Here is an 18190-nt window from a genome sequence, read left to right as displayed (position 1 = left end):
CCTTCAGGATTCCCGCCGCAATGCCAGCACGCTGCCGTCGGCGTCCGCCGAGATGTACAGCGTGCCGTCCGGACCGGCGGCGATACCGGCGAACGGGCCCTGCGGCCCGGAGAAGGGCGGCATGCCACGCAGCGGCTTGGGCGTCACGCCGGGCGGCGCACCCACCGGCAGGCCCGACGCGATGGTGCGGCGCGCGCCGGTGTCCAGGTCGACGGCGACCAACTGCTTGGCGCCCGCGTCCACGACGTACAGCTGCCCGTCGCGCACCAGGATGCCCTGGGGCCGCTGCAGGCCGTCGCATACCGTGCCGCCCGCGCCGCCCAGTCGGGCCACTCGCCCGGCGCCCGCCTCGGAGACCAGGCATCCCCCATCGGGGGCGATGGCCACCCCAACCGGTTCGCTGAGCCCGGTCGCGACCACCTCGACCGCGCCCGACCGGATGGACAGCACCCGTCCCGCGCCCAGTTCCGCCGTCAGCACGGCACCACCCGGGGCGACCGCAACCCCGTAGAGCTGATCGAAACCCTCTGCCAGCACCTGGCTTTCGCCGCCGGCCGGTCGATAGCGGGCCACCTGCCCGTTGGATGTCGTGACGACGAACTCGCCGTCGGCCACGGCGGCAATCCCGCGCAGGAAGCCCGGATAGCCCGGGCTGAAAAGCATTCCGGCGGTTCGCAACGAACCGTCGGAGAGGAGCGCATAAAAGTACGTCCCATCGGCGATGTAGAGATTGCCGTCGGAACCGACCGCCAGGTCCAGCGGCCAATTCAGCCCGCCCGGCAGGACGGTCTGGGTACGGCCGTCGCCGAGGATCTCGGTGATCTCGCCGGTGAAGTTCGAGGCGAACAACCGCTCACCGAGGAACGTCAGGTTGTCCAGTCCGGGATTGAGCGTGGCCAGCACGGTCCGGTCGCCGTTGCTTGGATCGATGCGCAGCACCTGGCCGCTGTGCACCTGCGTCGACACGATGCGCCCGCGGGAATCGAACTTCACCGCGTCGGGGACACCCAGGTCACCGGCCACCCGCTCGGGGTCGCCGCCGCCGGGGTCGATGCGCCAGATCTCGTTGGCCCCCATCAGCGGGAAATACAGCATGCCGTCGGGCCCGACCTCCATCGCGTTGGGCGACGGCGCGTTCTCCAGCAGCACCCGCGCCGCGCCGCCCGCCGGGTCGAGCTCGAGCAGGCGGCCCCCGTCGCGGCATTCGCCGATGAACAACCGGTCCCGGTAAAACGTGATGCCGTTGGCCGACGGCACGTCGTCGCGCAGCACCCGGGTGCGGCCCGCCGGATCGCGCACGCTCACCCGGCCGTCCATGACCTCGGTCGCGAACAGGTTGCCGTCCGGGTCGAAGGCCACGTCGTCGGGCGCGATGATGTCGCCGCCCTTGGCGCTGACGACGTCCAGCCGACCGGTCGCCGGGTCGAGGGCGCTGATCTGGCTGCCGGTCACCTGGGCGATGTAGATGCGGCCGTCCGGGCCGGTGCGCAGGCCGTTCGCGCCGAAGAGCCGGCTCGGGGGCGTCAGGCGGGCGAGACGGAAGCCATCGGCCACGCTCGGCGCCCGCTCGGGGGAGAAGCGACCCTGCGACTGTGACAATCCGGCCATCACCGCTCGCACGTTAGCAATCGACCAATAGTCCAGACAATAGCCTTCGTCCGATTCGATCCGGCACTTGACGGGCCGCCATACCCGAGAGAATCATGCTCTCTGATGAGTGCACATCATTATCTTGTCCGGACAATTGGTTGACCCGATGGTAGGCGGCCTGCTGAGCCTGGACGGGCGCATCGTCGTGGTCTCCGGCGCGGCTGGCGGTGGCATCGGGACCATCGTCACCCGCATGGTCGCCGAGGCCGGCGCGACCGTAGTCGCGGTGAGCCGGGGGCAGGACAACCTCGACCGGCACCTCGGGCCGCTGCAGGCCGAGGGCCTGGCCGTCGTGCCCGTCGCGGCCGACGCCGCTACCGAAGACGGGGTGCGCGCAACGATCGACGCCGTGCGGGGGGCCGACGGTGAACTGCACGGGCTGGTCAACGTCGCCGGCGGCGCGGACCCGTCGACGTGGATGCCGTTGACCCGGGTGACGCGCGCCGACTGGCGCGACCTGTTCACCCGCAACCTCGAAACGATGTTCTTCATGAGTCAGGCGGTGGCCGCGGAACTGAAGGGCCACGACCGTCCGGGCTCCATCGTGTCGATCTCGTCGATCAGCGGCATGAACGCGGCGCCGTTCCACATCGCCTACGGCACGGCCAAAGCCGCGATCGTGGCGGCAACCCGCACCATGGCGCTCGAACTGGCCGACAGCGCGTCCCCGATCCGCGTGAACGCCGTGGCGCCGGGCGTGACCGAGACACCCGCGTCGGGCACCTATGTCGACTCCGATCCCGAACGCGACCGCCGCGCCATCGCGATGGGTCGCCGCGGGCGGCCCGCGGAGGTGGCCGGCGCGGTCCTCTTCCTGCTGTCGGACCTGTCGAGCTACATCACCGGACAGACACTCCTGGTGGACGGCGGATTGAACCTCAAGTGGGGGCACCTGGGCGCCGACAACACCTCGGTGTTCCTCAAGGACGAAACATTCCGCGCGGCGATCACGCGCTGGGACGGGTAGAAAGCGAGGGACCCGATGACACAGAACGGCGCGGCCGCGCCTGAGGAGCTGACCGAACCGGTCACGATCCCGGTGGAGGCCTACCTCTCCGAGGAATACCTGCGCGCCGAGCGCGACAAGCTCTGGCGCAAGGTGTGGCAGCAAGTCGGGCGCGTGGAAGACCTGCCCAAGGTCGGTAGCTACCTCACCTACGACATCCTGGACGACTCCGTCGTCGTGATCCGCACCGGATCCGACACGCTCAAGGCTCACCACAATGTGTGCATGCACCGCGGCCGCAGGCTGGTCGACACCCCGGACGGCGCGAGAAACGCTTGCGGCCACAAGAAGTCGTTCGTGTGCGGGTTTCACGGGTGGACCTACGACCAGGACGGCGCCTGCACCCACGTCCCCGAGCGGCAGGACTGGCAGGGCGCCCTGACGCCGGAGAACACCCACCTGGCGCCGGTCAACGTCGACACCTGGGGCGGCTGGGTCTGGATCAACATGGATCCGGCGTGCGAGCCGTTGCGGGACTACCTCGAGCCCGCCGCGACCATGCTCGACCCGTTCCGCCTGCAGGACATGCGCTGCAAATGGCGGAAATGGCTGCATTTCGAATGCAATTGGAAGGTCGCGATGGAGGCCTTCAACGAGACCTACCACGTCGCCACCACTCATCCGCAGTTCAACAAATTCGGCAACTTCCGCGGCTGGGCGATGGCGCAGGGCAAGCACAGCAACATCGGCTACGACGCGCCCAAGGGGCTCGAAGAGACCAAATCGAAGATCCGCCTGGGCACCGGTGCGGACCCGCGGATTTCGACGGCCGAGATGCAGGTCTACACGCTGGAGGAAACCAACGCCACCACCACCAGGACCCTGGTGGAGGCGGCGCGCCGGCTGGTCGACGAACTGCCCGCGGACACCCCGGCCGGCCGGGTGCTCGAGCACTGGCTGTCGTCGGCGCGGCGCGACGACGCCGCGCGGGGCGTCGAGTGGCCGACCATCGACCCCGAACACCTGGCCAAGAGCGGGACCGCGTGGCAGATCTTCCCGAACTTCCAGATCGGCCAGGGCCTGACCACCGCGCTGTGCTACAGCGCCCGCCCCTTCGGCTACGACCCCGACAAGTGCATCTTCGAAGCCTCGTGCTACGAGCTCTACCCCAAAGGCGAAGAGCCGCAAACCGAATGGGTGTACGCACCGCCGGATGATCCGAACTGGCGCAGCGTGCTGCCCCAGGACTTCTCCAACATGGCCGCCGTCCAGCAAGGCATGAAGTCGTACGGCTTCCGCGGCCCCAAGCCCAACCCGTACATGGAACGCAGCACCGCCAACCTGCACCGCAACCTCGCCCGGTACCTGGGCACCGGTGCCCCGAAGGAACTAGCAACGGAGATACAACGATGAAGGTCAATCTTGGTTTCGGCGCACACAACTCCCACGACTGGGACCGCGTGCTCGCCGAAGATTTCAGCCGGCCGCCGGCCACCCCGGACTGGGAGTGCGTCCAGGCGACCCTGGCGATCGCCGACCTGGCCGAGCCGCTCGGGTTCGACGGCATCTGGATGCCCGAGCACTGCGGGACGCCATATGGCATGACGCCCAACCCCATTCAGGCACTCAGTTATTTCGCCGGCCGCACCGAGCGGGTCGCCCTGGGCACCTTCGTCGCCGTCGCGCCGTGGTGGCATCCCGTCCGGCTCGCGCACCAAATCGCCTACCTCGACATCCTCTCCAACGGCCGCTACACCACGATCGGGATCGGCCGCGGGGTCTCGAAGGGAGAGTTCGACGCCGTCGGCGTGCCGCGGGAGGAGAGCAGGCAGCGGTTCAACGAGACCCTTGACATCCTGCAGCTGGCGTTCTCCGGTGAGCGATTCTCCTACGACGGGGAGATCTTCAAGGTCCCCGAGATGTCACTGCGCCCCGAACCGCTTAGCAGCGACCTCTTCTCACGCATCTACAGCTCGTCCTCGACCGCCGAGTCGCTGGAGATCCTGGCCCGCCGCGGCATGGTCCCGCTCTTCGTCGGCAACAAGCCGATCGAGGACGCCGGACGGGAAGTGCAGAAGGTCAACACGTTCCGCAAGGAGGAGGGCCTGCCGCCCTGCCAGCCGAAGAACGTGATGTTCATGTACTGCACCACCGGTGACCCCGCGGCATCCGAGGAGTGGATCTGGACGGCCAACCGCGACGTCACCGTGCACTACGGGTTCGCCGATGCCGCAAACTTCAAGGGCGTCAAGGGTTACGAGGCCTACGCCGCGCGGGAGGCGACCGCGACGGCCGTCCTCGCTTCGTCCGTCACCGGTGACGCCAAGGCCGGCCCGTCCAAGACGCCGGGCTACCACGCGTCCAACCTGCTGATCGGGACGCCGGAGGAGATCTTCAACCGGATCAAGGCCGCCCAGGAGGCGTGTTCGTTCGCGGAGCTGACGATCGTCCCGCAGTTCGGCACCATGCCCTACGCCGAAGCGATGGCCAGCACCGAACTGTTCGCCAAGGAGGTGCTGCCCGCCGTGCAGAAGATGGACGCACCCCTGCACGCCGCGGCCCTACCGGAGAACGCCCTGGCATGACCAACCCGGATTGCCCGCCATCGCAGACGCCGGACGACGTCGACTTCGAGGCGCTGCGCGAGAAGTACCGCCGGGAGCGCGAGAAGCGGCTGCGCCCGGAGGGATCCAAGCAGTACGTCGAACTCGTCGACGACTTCGCCGGATATTACGAAACCGATCCGCATTCACCGCCGTTGGTGCGGGACCCGATCTCGGCGGACATCGACGTCGCCGTGATCGGCGGCGGCTTCGGTGGCCTGCTGTGTGGCGCCTACCTGAAGAAGGCGGGCGTCGACGATGTCCGCATCATCGAGCTGGGCGGCGATTTCGGCGGGGTCTGGTATTGGAATCGGTACCCGGGCATCCAGTGCGACAACGAGTCCTATTGCTACGTACCACTTCTCGAGGAGCTCAACTTCATTCCGTCGAAGAAGTTCGCCGACGGTGCCGAGATCTACGACCACTGCCGGCGCATCGGGAAGCACTACGGGCTCTACGACTCGGCCATCTTCTCCACCCAGGTCCGCGAGCTGCACTGGGACGAGCCCGGCAAGCGCTGGCGGATCAGCACGGACCGCGGCGACGACATCCGGGCGCGCTTCGTGGTGATGGCCTCGGGGCCGTTCCACCGGCCCAAACTGCCGGGCATACCGGGAATCAATGACTTCAAGGGCCACAGCTTCCACTCCTCGCGCTGGGACTACGAGTACACCGGCGGGGACACATCCGGTGGGCTGGACAAGCTCGCCGACAAACGCGTTGCGGTGGTGGGCACCGGGGCGACGGCCATCCAGATCGTGCCGTTCCTGGGCCGGCATGCCAAGCACCTCTACGTCTTTCAGCGCACGCCCTCTTCCGTCGGTGCGCGCAACAACGCGCCGACCGATCCGGAGTGGGTGAAGACGCTCAAGCCGGGCTGGCAGAAGGAGCGGCAGCGCAACTTCCATGCCTGGACATTCGAGGGGATGGCGCTGGGCCAGCCGGATCTGGTCTGCGACTTCTGGACCGAGCTGGGCCGCAACACCGCGGCGCGGGTCCTCGCGCTGGCCGATCCGGCCGCTATGACGCCGGAGCAGTTCATGGCCATCCGTGACGAGGAAGACTTCAAAGTGATGGAGCGGCTCCGGCGCAGGGTCGAGAGCCTGGTCGAGGACCCCGAGACCGCCGAAGCGCTCAAGCCCTACTATCGGTTCCTGTGCAAGAGGCCGACCACCAACGACGAATACCTGCAGACCTTCAACCGTCCCAACGTGACCTTGGTCGACGTGTCGGCCAGCAAGGGCGTCGAGCGGGCGACCGCGAATGGATTGGTGGCCAACGGTATTGAGTACGAGGTCGACTGCATCATTTACGCCAGCGGCTTCGAGATCACGACCGAGATCAGCCGCCGGTATTCCATCGACGCGATCGAAGGCCGCGACGGGGTGTCGCTCTTCGACTATTGGCACGACGGGTACCAGACGTTGCACGGGATGACGAGCCGCGGCTTTCCCAACCAGTTCTTCACCGGGTTCACCCAGGTGGGCATCTCCGCGAACATCGCCGCCAACTATGAACTGCAGGGCGAGCACATCGCCTACATCATTTCCGAGGCCCTGGCCCGCGGCGCGACCACCGTCGAACCCAGCGAGGCCGCCCAAGACCAGTGGTGCCAGACGGTCAAGGACACGGCGATCGACAACAGCCAATTCGACATGGAGTGCACGCCGGGCTATTACAACAACGAAGGTGGCGGCGGTGGCGAGGGCATCCGCTCCCACCTCGGCGAACCGTACGGGCCGGGGTTCTACGCCTTCAGTGACCTGCTGGCCGAATGGCGCGCCAAGGGTGACCTGGACGGCCTCGTGCTGGGATCGTAATGGCGCAACTGAGATTCGACAATCGGGTGGCGGTGGTGACCGGCGCCGGCCGGGGGCTGGGCCGCGAGTACGCGCTGCTGTTGGCCGCCCGCGGAGCCAAGGTCGTGGTCAACGACACCGGGGGCGCACTGACCGGCTCGGGCGCCGACGCCGGTCCCGCGCACGACGTGGTGAGCGAGATCAGGGCCGCGGGCGGCGACGCGGTCGCGTGCACCGAATCGGTCATCACGCCGCAGGGCGGCCAGGCGATCATCCAAGCCGCGCTGGACAACTACGGACGCATCGACATCTTGATCCACAACGCCGGCAACGTCCGGCGGGGATCCCTGAAGGAGATGAGCTACGAGGACTTCGATGCCGTCGTCGACGTTCACCTGCGGGGCGCCTTCCACGTCGTGCGGCCGGCGTTCCCACTCATGTCCGACGCCCACTACGGCCGCATCGTGTTGACCTCGTCGATCGGCGGCCTGTACGGCAACCACGGCGTCGCGAACTATGCCGCCGCCAAGGCGGGCCTGCTCGGTCTGTCCAACGTCGTCGCGCTGGAAGGCGCGGTCGACGGGGTGCTCTGCAACGTCATCGTGCCGTCGGCGGTGACGAGAATGGCCGAGGGACTGGATATCTCGGCCTATCCGCCGATGGGCACCGAGCTGGTTGCGCCCGTGGTGGGCTTGCTGGCACACGAAAGCTGCCCGGTCACCGGCGAGATCCTGGTTGCCATCGCCGGCCGCGTGGCCCGCGCGGTGATCGCCGAGACCCCCGGCGTGCATCGATCGTCATGGTCGATCGAGGACGTGGCCGAGCAGATCGACGCCGTCCGCTATCTGGCCGCGCCCCTGGTGTTTCCCGTCGTGCCCGACGGTCACGGCGAGCACATCCGCTACAGCTTCGGAACCGCGGCGCGCAACGAAGGCGTGCGCAATGTCTAGCCGCGGGCCCGGCCCGCTCACGGGCGTGCGCGTCGTCGACCTGACGGCGATGGTGATGGGTCCCTACTGCACGCAGATCATGGCCGACATGGGCGCCGACGTCATCAAGGTCGAACCCCCGCAAGGTGACGACACGCGTTATGTGTCGGTCGGGCCGGCCCGGGGCATGGGTGGCGTCTTCGTCAATGTCAACCGCGGCAAGCGGGGGATCACCGTCGACCTGCAGTCGGATTCGGGCAAGGCCGTCCTGCGCGCGCTCATCGAACGGTCCGACGTTTTCATCCACTCGATGCGCTCCAAAGCGGTTGCCCGGCTGGGGTTCAGCTACGACGAGGTGGCGGCGATCAATCCGGGCATCGTCTACACCAACTGCTACGGCTACAGCCGGCGCGGCCCCAACAGGGACCTGCCCGCCTACGACGACACCATCCAGGCCGCGTGCGGGTTGCCGTTCGTCCAAGAGCAGTTGACGGGTGAACCAAATTACGTCGGAACGATCATGGCCGACAAGGTCGCCGGCCTCACCGCGCTCTATGCCACGATGATGGCGCTGTTCCATCGCGAGCGCACCGGTGAGGGACAAGAGGTCGAAGTCGGCATGTTCGAGACGATGGCGTCGTTCATGCTCGTCGAACACGCCAACGGCGCCATGTTCGATCCGCCCCTGGGCCCCGCGGTGTATCCGCGGACGGTGGCGCCGAACCGGCGGCCGTACCGCACCAGTGACGGCTACATCGCCGCGCTGATCTACAACGACAAGCATTGGGCCGCCTTCATGGCCGCGGTGCGGCCCCCGTGGCAGAGCGATCTGTACGCCACACTCGAGCGGCGCGCGCGCCAGATCGACGCCGTGTACGCGCTGCTGGCCGAGACGATGGCGCAGCGGACGACGCAGGAGTGGCTGGATCTGTTCCGCGAACTCGAGATACCGGCCGCGTCGCTGGCCAGCCCGGCGACCCTGTTCGACGACGAGCACCTCAACGCCGTCGGCTTTTTCGAGACCGTGCACACGCAGCACGGCCCGGTGCGGTTCCCCGGTGTGCCGACCTGGTTTTCCCGCACGCCGGGCCGCGTCGCCGGGCCGGCCCCGGAGCTCGGCGCGGATACCGAAGAGGTACTCGAGGAGCTCGGGCTGGCCCTGGTCGACGTGAACGCCGACGTGAAACCGGCCGGGCCCGTATAGCACGCGCGACACCGGCCAAAAGCGAAGCAGGTCTTCGCGTGTCTCCGGTCGATCCGGCCGCGTCGCCTTTAAGCTGGCTCCGATCAAGAGGAGGGGCAGCGACGTATCGGCATCAACTATGGCGCCGGGCGACATGGTGGTCAGGGCGCGCTAACCGCGAGCGCTGAGCCGGGCGGGACCAATCCCGCGCCGGCCTGTCGTGCTCGGCAGCCCCGCTGGGTCGCTCCCGTGCGCAGGGCCGGTCGGCTGGCGATCTGGGACAAGCCGGAGCGGCGCAGCGGCATTCCCGCGCTCGACGGGTTACGCGCGATAGCGGTCGCGTTGGTGCTGGTCGGCCATGGCGGCATCCCCGGGGTGAGCGGCGGATTCATCGGCGTCGACGTCTTCTTCGTGCTCAGCGGGTTTCTGATCACCTCGCTGCTTTTGGACGAGCTGGGACGCACCGGCCGGATTGAGCTGACCGGCTTCTGGATTCGCCGTGCGCGCCGGTTGCTGCCGGCCCTGATGTTGATGGTGCTCACCGTGGCGGCGGCCCGCCAACTGCTTCCCGATCGGTCCCTCACCGGCCTGCGCGACGACGCCATCGCGGCGTTCGTATGGATGGCGAACTGGCGGTTCGTCGCCCAGAAGACCGACTACTTCACGCAGGGCGCCCCGCCCTCGCCGCTGCAGCACACCTGGTCGCTCGGGGTCGAGGAGCAGTACTACTTCGTGTGGCCGGTGCTGCTGATCGCGGTGACGCTGCTGCTGGCCGCGCGGGCCAGGCGCCGCTCCACCCGGGCCACCGTGGGCGGAGTCCGCTTCGCCATGTTCGTCATCGCCACCGTGGGGGCGCTGGCTTCGGCCGCGATCGCCATGGGGATGGTGTCCGACGACACCCGCGACCGAGTCTATTTCGGCACCGACACCCGCGCGCAGGCGCTGCTGACCGGCGCCGCGGCGGCGGCCCTGCTGGTCCGCGACTGGCCGTCGCTGAACCGGGGCTGGTGCCTGATCCGGACCCGGTGGGCCCGGCGGGTCGCGCGCGTTCTACCGCTCGCCGGCCTGGCGGGCCTCGCGGCGGCGACCCATTACGCCACCGGCAGCAGCGGCGAGTTCCGCCACGGGCTGCTCATCGGGGTTGCGATCGCCGCCGTCCTCGTGGTGGCGCCGGTGGCCCTGGAACAGCGGGGACCGGTAGCCCGCGTCCTGGCCGCACCACCCCTGGTGTGGCTGGGCACCATCTCCTACGGCGTCTATCTGTGGCACTGGCCGATCTTCCTGGCGCTCAACGGCGAACGCACCGGCTGGAGTGGACTGCCACTCTTCGCCGCCCGGTGCGGCGCGACGGTGGTGCTGGCCGCGGCGTCGTGGTGGCTGATCGAGCAACCCATCCGGCGCTGGCGGCCCGCGCGAGTGCCGCTGCTGCCGCTGGCGGCGGCGACGGTGGCCAGCGCCGCCGCGGTGACCCTGCTGGTGGTTCCGGTGGGGACCGGCCCCGGCCTGCGTGAGGCGGGACTGCCGCCGGGAGTCTCTGCGGTCGCAGCGGTATCTCCGTCCCCGCCGGGCGGCAGCCGCCCGCCCGGCCCCCGGGACCCCAACCGGCCCTTCACCGTTTCGGTGTTCGGCGATTCGATCGGGTGGACATGGATGCACTACCTGCCACCCACGCCGGGATTCGCGTTCCTCGACCACACCGTCATCGGCTGCAGCCTGGTGCGCGGCACGCCGTATCGGTACATCGGCCAAACCCTGGAGCAGAGAGCCGAATGCGACGGCTGGCCGATTCGATGGTCGAAACAGGTCAGCCAGGACCAGCCGGACGTCGCGCTGCTGATCATCGGCCGCTGGGAAACCGTCGACCGCGTCAACGAGGGGCAATGGACACACATCGGGGACCCCACCTTCGACGCGTATCTCAACGGCGAGCTGGAGCGGGCGCTGAACATCGTCAGCTCCACCGGCGTTCGAGTGGTGGTCGCCACCGTGCCGTACAGCAGGGGTGGCGAAAAGCCGGACGGCCGACTGTATCCGGAGGATCAGCCCGACCGGGTGAACCTGTGGAACACCATGCTGCGCAAGACCGTCAGCCACCATCCGAATGTGCAAATCCTGGACCTGAACAAAAAGCTCTGTCCGGACGGCGTTTACACCGCCAAGGTCGACGGCATCAAGGTGCGCAGCGACGGCGTACACCTCACCCCCGAAGCGGTGAAGTGGTTGACGCCGTGGCTCGAGGAATCCCTGCGCTAATCGCCGGTGCGGCAGCTGATTTCCATGCTGTCGCTGTCCCGTACCGCAAAGTTGAAGCTGACGTAGCCGTTCGCGGGATTGCGCACCCGGTCCAGATACGGCTGGGTGTCTGCGGCGCTGGTGTTGTCGGCCACCACCAATGCGCCCGTCGACAACCGCGGTTCGAGCAGCTCGATCACCGGCAGATAGAGGTCCTTCCAACCGTCCAGCAAGACGAAGTCGATCGGCCCGTCCAGCTCGGCCAGCGTGGCCAGCGCGTCCCCTTCGAGGATGGTGATCGCCTCGTCCAGGCCGGTTTCGGCGAACGTCTTCCGAGCGGCGGCGATCTTGCTGTCGTTGAGTTCGGTCGTCACCACCCGCCCGGCGCCGTTGTCCCGCACCGCCGACGCCAGGTGGAGCGCGGAGATGCCGAACGACATCCCGAACTCGACGACGGTGCCCGGGCGGGTCGCACGCACCAGGGCGTACAGCAGCCGGCCCGCTTCGGGAGTGACCGGGATGTAGAACTCGCTCATCGCGTCGGCGCGCTCCTGCGCCGTCATCGGCCGGTCGAAGTCGCCATGCCGCTGACGTAACAGCGACATCTGGTTCTTCGCTTCGGTATACATGCGGTCGAGCACGGTCGCGACCTTCGGATCTTGCAGAGTGTTGGCCATGCTGTCGAGGGTAGGCGCGCGGTGGCCGGCGACCGACCGCGCGCAGGTCGGAGCGGCGGTGAGCCGCCGTAAGGGATATGTCAATCAGTTTGACGGGCCCTGAACCGCGGTGTAGAAAGGGTTTCGCAAGCACCTCGGTAGGTGAGGCGTCTGCATGGACACAGGCCACTGACCCCGAACGTCGAGAGACGCCCCGGGTCAGGACAGCTCTTCCCGGACCCAAGGGTTGAGCCCAAGTGGCTTCCGGAAGTTTCGGATACGCCGTGCAGTGCCGAAGCTCCGACGAGAGGGGTGCGTCGGCCGGCACGTCGCCGGCGTTCGTGCCTCTCCCGTTTCAGGTGATGTGTGACACCCGCGTGTGTCGTGGCCGTGAGGAGGTGAGGGCGAGATGAGCGAGACCAGTCCAAGCGATAGTCCGTATCCCAATTCCGTCTTGTCCCGATCCGGTTCCGGCATTCCTTCTGCCGCCTGAGCTTTCACGGGCGTTCCGGTGATTCGCGCGCAATGCCTGCCCGCGAGCTGCCGCCCCTACCCCGCGCCATGAGCTGAGCCGATCGGACCTTCCCAAAGGAGAAGATCATGGCATTTGTTGTCACACACCGCGTTCACGGTCGGACCGGGGGGCGCGGACGGGCGTTGCTCCGCTCGGCGCGGCTGTTGGTCGGCAAGGTGCACGCGCGGACCACCCTGACTCCCCAGGAGCGGGCCAACCTGTACGTGTCACGGATGCCGATCGCGGTCGTCACCGCCTCGCTGGGCGGGCACGCTTCGACCGGCAACCGGCGGTGACGGATTCCACGAGAACACCACGACCCTCGTCTCTTCCGAGGCCGTCGGCGCCGGCGCGTTGGGGCGGGCAGAACTACGGGATGGCTCTGCTATGGATCGAATCGTTCGGCAGCAGAACGATTTTGCCGCGGGTGTGCCGCTTCTCCAATTGTTCGTAGGCGTCGGCGACCCGATCCAGCGGATAGGTGGCGGCGACCTCGAAATCGATGGCGCCGCTGACGACGAGGTCGGCCATCTCGGCCAGCACCTCCGGGGTCGACGCCTCGGCGCTGCCTTCGGTCTTGGCGCCGACTTCGCCGGCCTTCTGGAACGAGATGATGGTGTCGATTCGTTCGGGTGCGACGCCGAGGTCGACGGCGAGCTGCACGTAGTCGGGGCCGAACAGATCGATGAACGCGTCGATCCCGGTGGGCGCCGCTTCGCGCAGCCGCTCGGCCAGGCCGTCGCCATAAGGGATCGGGGTGACGCCGTGAGCCCGCAGCCAGTCGGCGTTGCCCGGTCCGGCGATGCCGAGCACCCGCGCCTCGCGCAGCACCAGAAGCTGCACGACGAGGCTGCCCACCCCGCCGGCCGCCGCCGAGACGGCCACGGTCTCACCCGGTTGCGGCGCCACCGCGCGGACGGCCGCGTACGCGGTCACGCCGACTACGTACAGCGAACCCGCGACCTCCCAACTGAGTTGGGCCGGTTTGCGAATCAGCTGGCCGACCGGCACCGCGGCATGGGTCGCGTGGCTGGAGCGGCGCAAGCTGAACCCCAAAACCTCGTCGCCGACCGAGAATTCGGTGACCCCGGGGCCTAGCGCGGTCACCACGCCGGCGAGGTCGCTGCCCTCGCCGGACGGAAACGTCGCGGGAAACATCTCATGTATCGCCCCGGTTCGGATGGCGGCCTCGCCGGGGTTGATCCCGGCGGCGCGGACCTCGACGACCACCTCACCGGCCGCGGGGACGGGCATGTCGATGTCCGCCACGTACAACACCTCGCGGTCCCCGTACCGGTCGAACCGAACGGCGCGCGCAGTCGCAACCGTCATCTCGATCTCCTCCCCGCCGCACCCATGGCCACCGACGCCAGCATAGGCGCTGGAAAACGGGTACCCACTCACCGTCGCGCGGGCGCACGTTCGAGTGCGCCGCCGGCCAGGACGTGGAAGGAATGGCCATGGAGGTTGCTCGCATCGATGCCGCCGGATGGGCGGTGGCCACCGTCATGGCCGGCGCGACGCTTGCCGGCTGCGGGGGCGGCAACAACGCGTCCCCCACTGACTCGAGTTCCGCTGCGCGCTCTATGAGTTCCAGCGTCTCCAGCCCGTCGCCGGGCCAACCCATGGATTACAGCGCACTCCTGATCAAGCCGGCCGACATCGGCGGCGATCTCACCGCCCCGCAACCGCCCGTGCTGAACCCCAACAATGCGCCCGGTGTGGCTCAGCTGTTCGCGAGCGCCGACCACAGCCGTCGAATCGGCGACAGCATCCTCATCGTCGCCGATCCCGCGACGGCGGCGGCCGGAATCGACAGGACCCGAGCCAATTACGGCGGCACGGTCAACGGCACGTGGCAGCCGATCGACGTCGGCTCCAACGGGACCATCATCTCCGGCACATCGCCCGACACAGCGCAATCGGTGACGGTGTTGCTGTTCAGCGAGGGCAGAGCGCTGGTGAACCTCGAATTCCACAGCGCGCCTGGCGATCCGATCAATCCGGCCGTGGCCGTCGATATCGGGCGCAAGCAGGACGCCGCCATCAAGAAGGCGCTGCCCGGCTAGGCGCGCCGCGTCTACAGCAGGCCGAGCAATCGCAGATCGAAAACATACTTGGCGATCAAGTCCGCCGACAGATGCGGAATGTCTCTGTCCGCACCGAGTTTGGCGGCCTGGACCGCTGCGCGGAAGACCTCGGTCGGGGCCGGCGCGCCACGCAGCGGCCTCTCCGGCTTCCGGTAAGCATCCAGCAACGGCAGCACGGACTGTTGGCGCTGCTTGTCCGGTAGAGCCCGAAGCGCGGTGCCGAAGCGACCGAGCCACTCGTCGTAGTCGTCGATGCGCCGGATGTCGTGACGGTCGGCGATCAGCCAGTCCACGAACACGTCCAGCGAGATCCCGTCGTCGTGCGGGTTCATCACGTCATAGGAGCGAAACACCCCGACGGATCCCGTGTCGTCGGCGGCGGTCGCGATCTGCTCGCCGAGCGCGGTCACCGCTTCGGCCACGAAGTCGGCGGGCAGCCCGTCGTAATGTGCGACGGCCCGGCCACCGGCGTCGGTGGTCTCGTAGAACGACGACGGTGCGATGCCGGTGACGAGCAAGCTGAAGATCAGCCGCGTAAAGGCATCCGGCACGTTCAGCTGTCCGGCGTAGCGGCTGTGGGCGAGGATCATGTCGGACCGGAAGACGGCGACGGGAAGCTCGCACAGGTCATGCGCCTCGCGCAGCAGCACCTCGCCGGCCCACTTGCTGTTGGCGTACCCGTTGGCGTAGCTGCCGTCGACCGGCCGGACCGGGCTGATCGTGCGGATGTCGCCGTCCTCTTTGAAGTCGGCCGGATCGACGGACATGGCCACCGCGACCGTCGACAGGTAGGTCACCGGTTTGATGCGGGTGGTGATCGCCAGGCGGACAACCTCGGCGGTGCCAACGACATTGGGCCCGAACAGCTGATCGTAGGGCAGGACGTGGTTGACCAGCGCCGCCGGGTGGACGATCAAGTCCACGGTGCGGGCCAGCCCGTCCCACGTTGGCTGGTCCAGCCCCAGATTCGGTTCACCGATATCGCCGGCGACGACCTCGAGATGTTCGGCCGCGAGCTCGCGGAACCGCTCGACCAGATGCGGATCGCCGCTGCGGTAGACATCCTCCAGCCGCTTGGTGGCGGCCGCCGCGTCGGTGCCACGCACGAGACAGACCAATTTTCCGCCCGTCTCGGCGAGCCGCTCCAGCCATTCCAGGCACACGAAGCGGCCCAGATAACCGTTGGCGCCGGTCAACAGGACGATGCGCGGGGTGCCGGTGGCTCGCGGCAAGGCCGGGGTGCCGGCCAATGTTTTCGCGTCGATGAACTTGTCGAGGGTGAGGTCAGCGGCGCGGACCTCGGTGGCGTCCCGCCCGTGCACCGACCCGAATGTCGTTCGCCTGGACCCCGTTCGGCGTTCGGCCTCAACGTATTCCGCAAGCTGGCCCAAATCGGTGGCCGGGCCGATGATCATGCCGACCGGCACCTCGACGTCGAAGATGTCTCGCAGCAGGTTGGAGAAGGTCAAGGCCGACAGGGAATCTCCGCCGAGTTCGATGAACAGGGCATCGGGTTCGGGCGGGCCGCCGGCCAGGCCGAGCAGCGCTTCGGCGGCGCGAGCCAGCGTGTCGATGACCGGACGGTCGGCCACCCCCTCGCGCAGCGCCCGGAGCTCCGTCACCCGGTTGGTTGCCAGCTCCGCATACAACTGCTCGAGCCGTTCGCGGTAGTGCTCCTTGAGCTTCGGCCGGAGCAACTTGCCCACCCCGGACAGCAGCCCGTTGTCCTCGCTGAACGGCTCGGCCTCGACGAGAAAGTCGACGGGCACCTCGTAGGACTGCAGCTGGGCGAGTTTGCCTGACTGGCGCAGTGATTCGCGCAGGGCGGCCTTGAGCCCGTCGCCGTCGCCGGCGAACCTGTCCAGCGCGTCGGCGGTCGGGACCACGACCGCCAACAGGTACGGGCGTTCGCTGTTGCCGTAGACGAAGATCTGGCGAACCAGGGCCGCGCTGCTGAACACGGCCTCCAGGCGCGCGACGGCGACGAATTCGCCTTGGGCGAGCTTCAATACGTTGTTGCGCCGATCGACGTAAGCGAGCCGGCCCGGCTCCAGCTCGGCCATTACGTCCCCGGTCCGGTAGTAGCCCTGTTCGTCGAAGGCGTTGGCGGTGACATCCGGGCGCTTGAAGTATCCGGGCGTCGCGGTCAGCGATTTGACCAGCAGCTCGCCCCGCGGGAAAGGTTTGTCAGTAAGGAAATAACCCAGTTCGGGAACGTCGATGAGCTTGTATCCCAGAACCGGCGGCGCGGCGATCCGGCCGTCCTTGGTCACCATCCCGACCTCGGTCAGGCCGTAGCCGTCGAGGACGTGCACGTCCAGGCAGGCCTCCACAAAACTGCGCATCTCCGCCGCAAGCGGCGCGGTGCCACAGAACGCGGTGATGATGCGTCCGCCCAAAACCTGCTCGCGCAACTCAGCCCGCGCTTCGGCCTCGGCGGACGCCGGGTCGGTCCCCTGGAAGACCCGCCGGTCGACGGCGCTTTGGTAGCGCTGGTAGAGCATCTCCGCAACCCGCGGCACCAACCCCATTTCGGTGGGGCGCACCAGGTTCCAGTCGTCGAACAGCGTGGACAGGTCACTTTCGGGAACGAAGTAACTGGTGCCGCCCGCTTGGAACGCGGTCGACAACGGTATCCGGCCACCGAGGTGATTGAGCGGCATGAAGTTGACGTTGAACACGGGCGTGTCCGCGAAGTCGGGCATCAGCTCGTTGGTCCACAGCTTGCACAGCATGCGCTCGGTGTACATCGCGCCCTTGGGCAGTCCGGTGCTCCCCGAGGTGTACATGATCATGGCCAGGCGTTGATCGGTGTCACCGGTGTATGCCGGCTCGGGCGGCAGGGTGCGGCCCCGCTCGATCAACTCGTCGAACGTCTCGATCGTCACCGCCATCCCGGCCGCCGACAGCTCCACGCGAGCGCGCTCCAAAGCCTCGCGCTGATCGTCGATTTGGGGGGAGTAGTCGAAAACCACCACGCGCCGCAACGACGTGCTGCCCAGCGCTGCCTCGACGGCCAGATCCAGGTAGCCGGCACCAGCCGCGAGCACCCGCGGCTCCACCTCGGCGACGATCGGCTGCAACCGTGAGGCCGCCGCATTGTGCTGCAGCGGCACCGCCACCAGGCCGAGATAGGCACACACCAGGTCGAGGGTCAGGTATTCCGCGCTGGCGAAACCCACTGTGGCGACGAAGTCTCCAGGCATCACCGGATCGGCGGCGTCGTGCTGCCAGGCGCTGGCGATCGCGCCCACGTTCGCCCACAGGTCTCGGTAGCTGATGGTGTCGAACCGGGGGAGCAGCTGCGCGGTGGTGCGGCCGGTCGCGGGATCGGCGACCAGCGACCGTGCCCGCCAACCCAGCGCCGGACGATCGGCATAGCCCTCGACGAAGGTCTGCAGGATCTGTGTCAGGCGAAGCTCCGGTTCGCGCGCCGCTCGTTGCAGTGCGGCATTCGGTTTGGTGCTGCGGAACTGTTCGTCCGTCGCGTCCAGTTGGCGAATACGTTCGGCAACCCGCTTCCGTACCGGACTGATCGAACCCTCGATGGTGGACTCTTGTTGTTCCGCATCACCGGTCATGGCCAGC

Annotated in this window: 13 protein-coding genes and 1 riboswitch; of the genes, 9 read left to right on the top strand and 4 right to left on the bottom strand. The window is 67.9% G+C overall.

Annotated features, from left to right (window positions below):
* Nucleotides 1–3 precede the first annotated feature (3 nt).
* Nucleotides 4–1608, bottom strand: a complete 1605-nt coding sequence (locus A5773_RS16330; RefSeq protein ID WP_067265614.1) for an SMP-30/gluconolactonase/LRE family protein — start codon at nt 1606–1608, stop codon at nt 4–6.
* Between the two features lie 148 nt (nt 1609–1756).
* On the opposite strand from A5773_RS16330, the gene A5773_RS16325 reads away from it, so the two are divergent.
* The 7 genes from A5773_RS16325 (at nt 1757) to A5773_RS16295 (ending at nt 11363) form a co-directional block, all read left to right on the top strand.
* The gene (locus tag A5773_RS16325) at nt 1757–2617 is read left to right on the top strand and encodes an SDR family NAD(P)-dependent oxidoreductase (protein ID WP_066946488.1); all 861 of its coding nucleotides are present in this window, start codon (nt 1757–1759) and stop codon (nt 2615–2617) included.
* A 15-nt stretch (nt 2618–2632) separates the two neighbouring features.
* A complete protein-coding gene (locus tag A5773_RS16320; protein WP_066946491.1) occupies nt 2633–4009 on the top strand; it encodes an SRPBCC family protein in 1377 nt (458 codons plus the stop codon).
* Nucleotides 4006–5181 (top strand): LLM class flavin-dependent oxidoreductase, encoded by a 1176-nt coding sequence (locus A5773_RS16315; RefSeq protein ID WP_066946495.1) that lies wholly within the window; start codon nt 4006–4008, stop codon nt 5179–5181. Before A5773_RS16320 ends, A5773_RS16315 begins: the two co-directional genes overlap by 4 nt.
* Nucleotides 5178–7019: an NAD(P)/FAD-dependent oxidoreductase gene (locus tag A5773_RS16310; RefSeq protein WP_066946499.1), complete on the top strand. Its 1842-nt coding sequence runs from the start codon at nt 5178–5180 to the stop codon at nt 7017–7019. Before A5773_RS16315 ends, A5773_RS16310 begins: the two co-directional genes overlap by 4 nt.
* Nucleotides 7019–7948 carry an SDR family NAD(P)-dependent oxidoreductase gene (locus A5773_RS16305; protein WP_066946502.1) on the top strand — a complete coding sequence of 310 codons (930 nt, stop codon included), beginning with the start codon at nt 7019–7021 and terminating at the stop codon, nt 7946–7948. Before A5773_RS16310 ends, A5773_RS16305 begins: the two co-directional genes overlap by 1 nt.
* Entirely contained in the window at nt 7941–9131 is a 1191-nt protein-coding gene (locus tag A5773_RS16300) for a CaiB/BaiF CoA-transferase family protein (RefSeq protein WP_066946507.1), read from the top strand. Before A5773_RS16305 ends, A5773_RS16300 begins: the two co-directional genes overlap by 8 nt.
* A 228-nt stretch (nt 9132–9359) precedes the next feature.
* Nucleotides 9360–11363, top strand: a complete 2004-nt coding sequence (locus tag A5773_RS16295; RefSeq protein WP_067791585.1) for an acyltransferase family protein — start codon at nt 9360–9362, stop codon at nt 11361–11363.
* Here the strand turns inward: A5773_RS16295 and A5773_RS16290 are convergent.
* Nucleotides 11360–12019 (bottom strand): O-methyltransferase, encoded by a 660-nt coding sequence (locus tag A5773_RS16290; RefSeq protein ID WP_066957312.1) that lies wholly within the window; start codon nt 12017–12019, stop codon nt 11360–11362. The genes A5773_RS16295 and A5773_RS16290 overlap by 4 nt on opposite strands.
* A gap of 126 nt (nt 12020–12145) precedes the next feature.
* A riboswitch (M-box (ykoK) riboswitch) is annotated at nt 12146–12317 on the top strand.
* 281 nt (nt 12318–12598) lie between these two features.
* Between A5773_RS16290 and A5773_RS16285 the strand changes: the two genes are divergently transcribed.
* The gene (locus A5773_RS16285; protein ID WP_067791583.1) at nt 12599–12808 is read left to right on the top strand and encodes a hypothetical protein; all 210 of its coding nucleotides are present in this window, start codon (nt 12599–12601) and stop codon (nt 12806–12808) included.
* Between the two features lie 73 nt (nt 12809–12881).
* On the opposite strand, the gene A5773_RS16280 is transcribed toward A5773_RS16285, so the two are convergent.
* Nucleotides 12882–13844 carry an NADP-dependent oxidoreductase gene (locus A5773_RS16280; RefSeq protein ID WP_066957314.1) on the bottom strand — a complete coding sequence of 321 codons (963 nt, stop codon included), beginning with the start codon at nt 13842–13844 and terminating at the stop codon, nt 12882–12884.
* A 128-nt stretch (nt 13845–13972) separates the two neighbouring features.
* On the opposite strand from A5773_RS16280, the gene A5773_RS16275 reads away from it, so the two are divergent.
* Nucleotides 13973–14581 carry a hypothetical protein gene (locus tag A5773_RS16275; RefSeq protein WP_067262150.1) on the top strand — a complete coding sequence of 203 codons (609 nt, stop codon included), beginning with the start codon at nt 13973–13975 and terminating at the stop codon, nt 14579–14581.
* Nucleotides 14582–14592: 11 nt separating this feature from the next.
* Here the strand turns inward: A5773_RS16275 and car are convergent, their stop codons facing one another.
* The gene (car, locus tag A5773_RS16270; protein ID WP_067791581.1) at nt 14593–18183 is read right to left on the bottom strand and encodes a carboxylic acid reductase; all 3591 of its coding nucleotides are present in this window, start codon (nt 18181–18183) and stop codon (nt 14593–14595) included.
* Between the last annotated feature and the right edge of the window lie 7 nt (nt 18184–18190).

Origin of the sequence: Mycobacterium sp. 852014-52450_SCH5900713, from assembly GCF_001667075.1 — a bacterium.
GTDB lineage: Bacteria > Actinomycetota > Actinomycetes > Mycobacteriales > Mycobacteriaceae > Mycobacterium.
The sequence above is the reverse complement of the archived record's forward strand: the minus strand, read 5'-3'. Positions and strand labels throughout refer to the sequence as shown.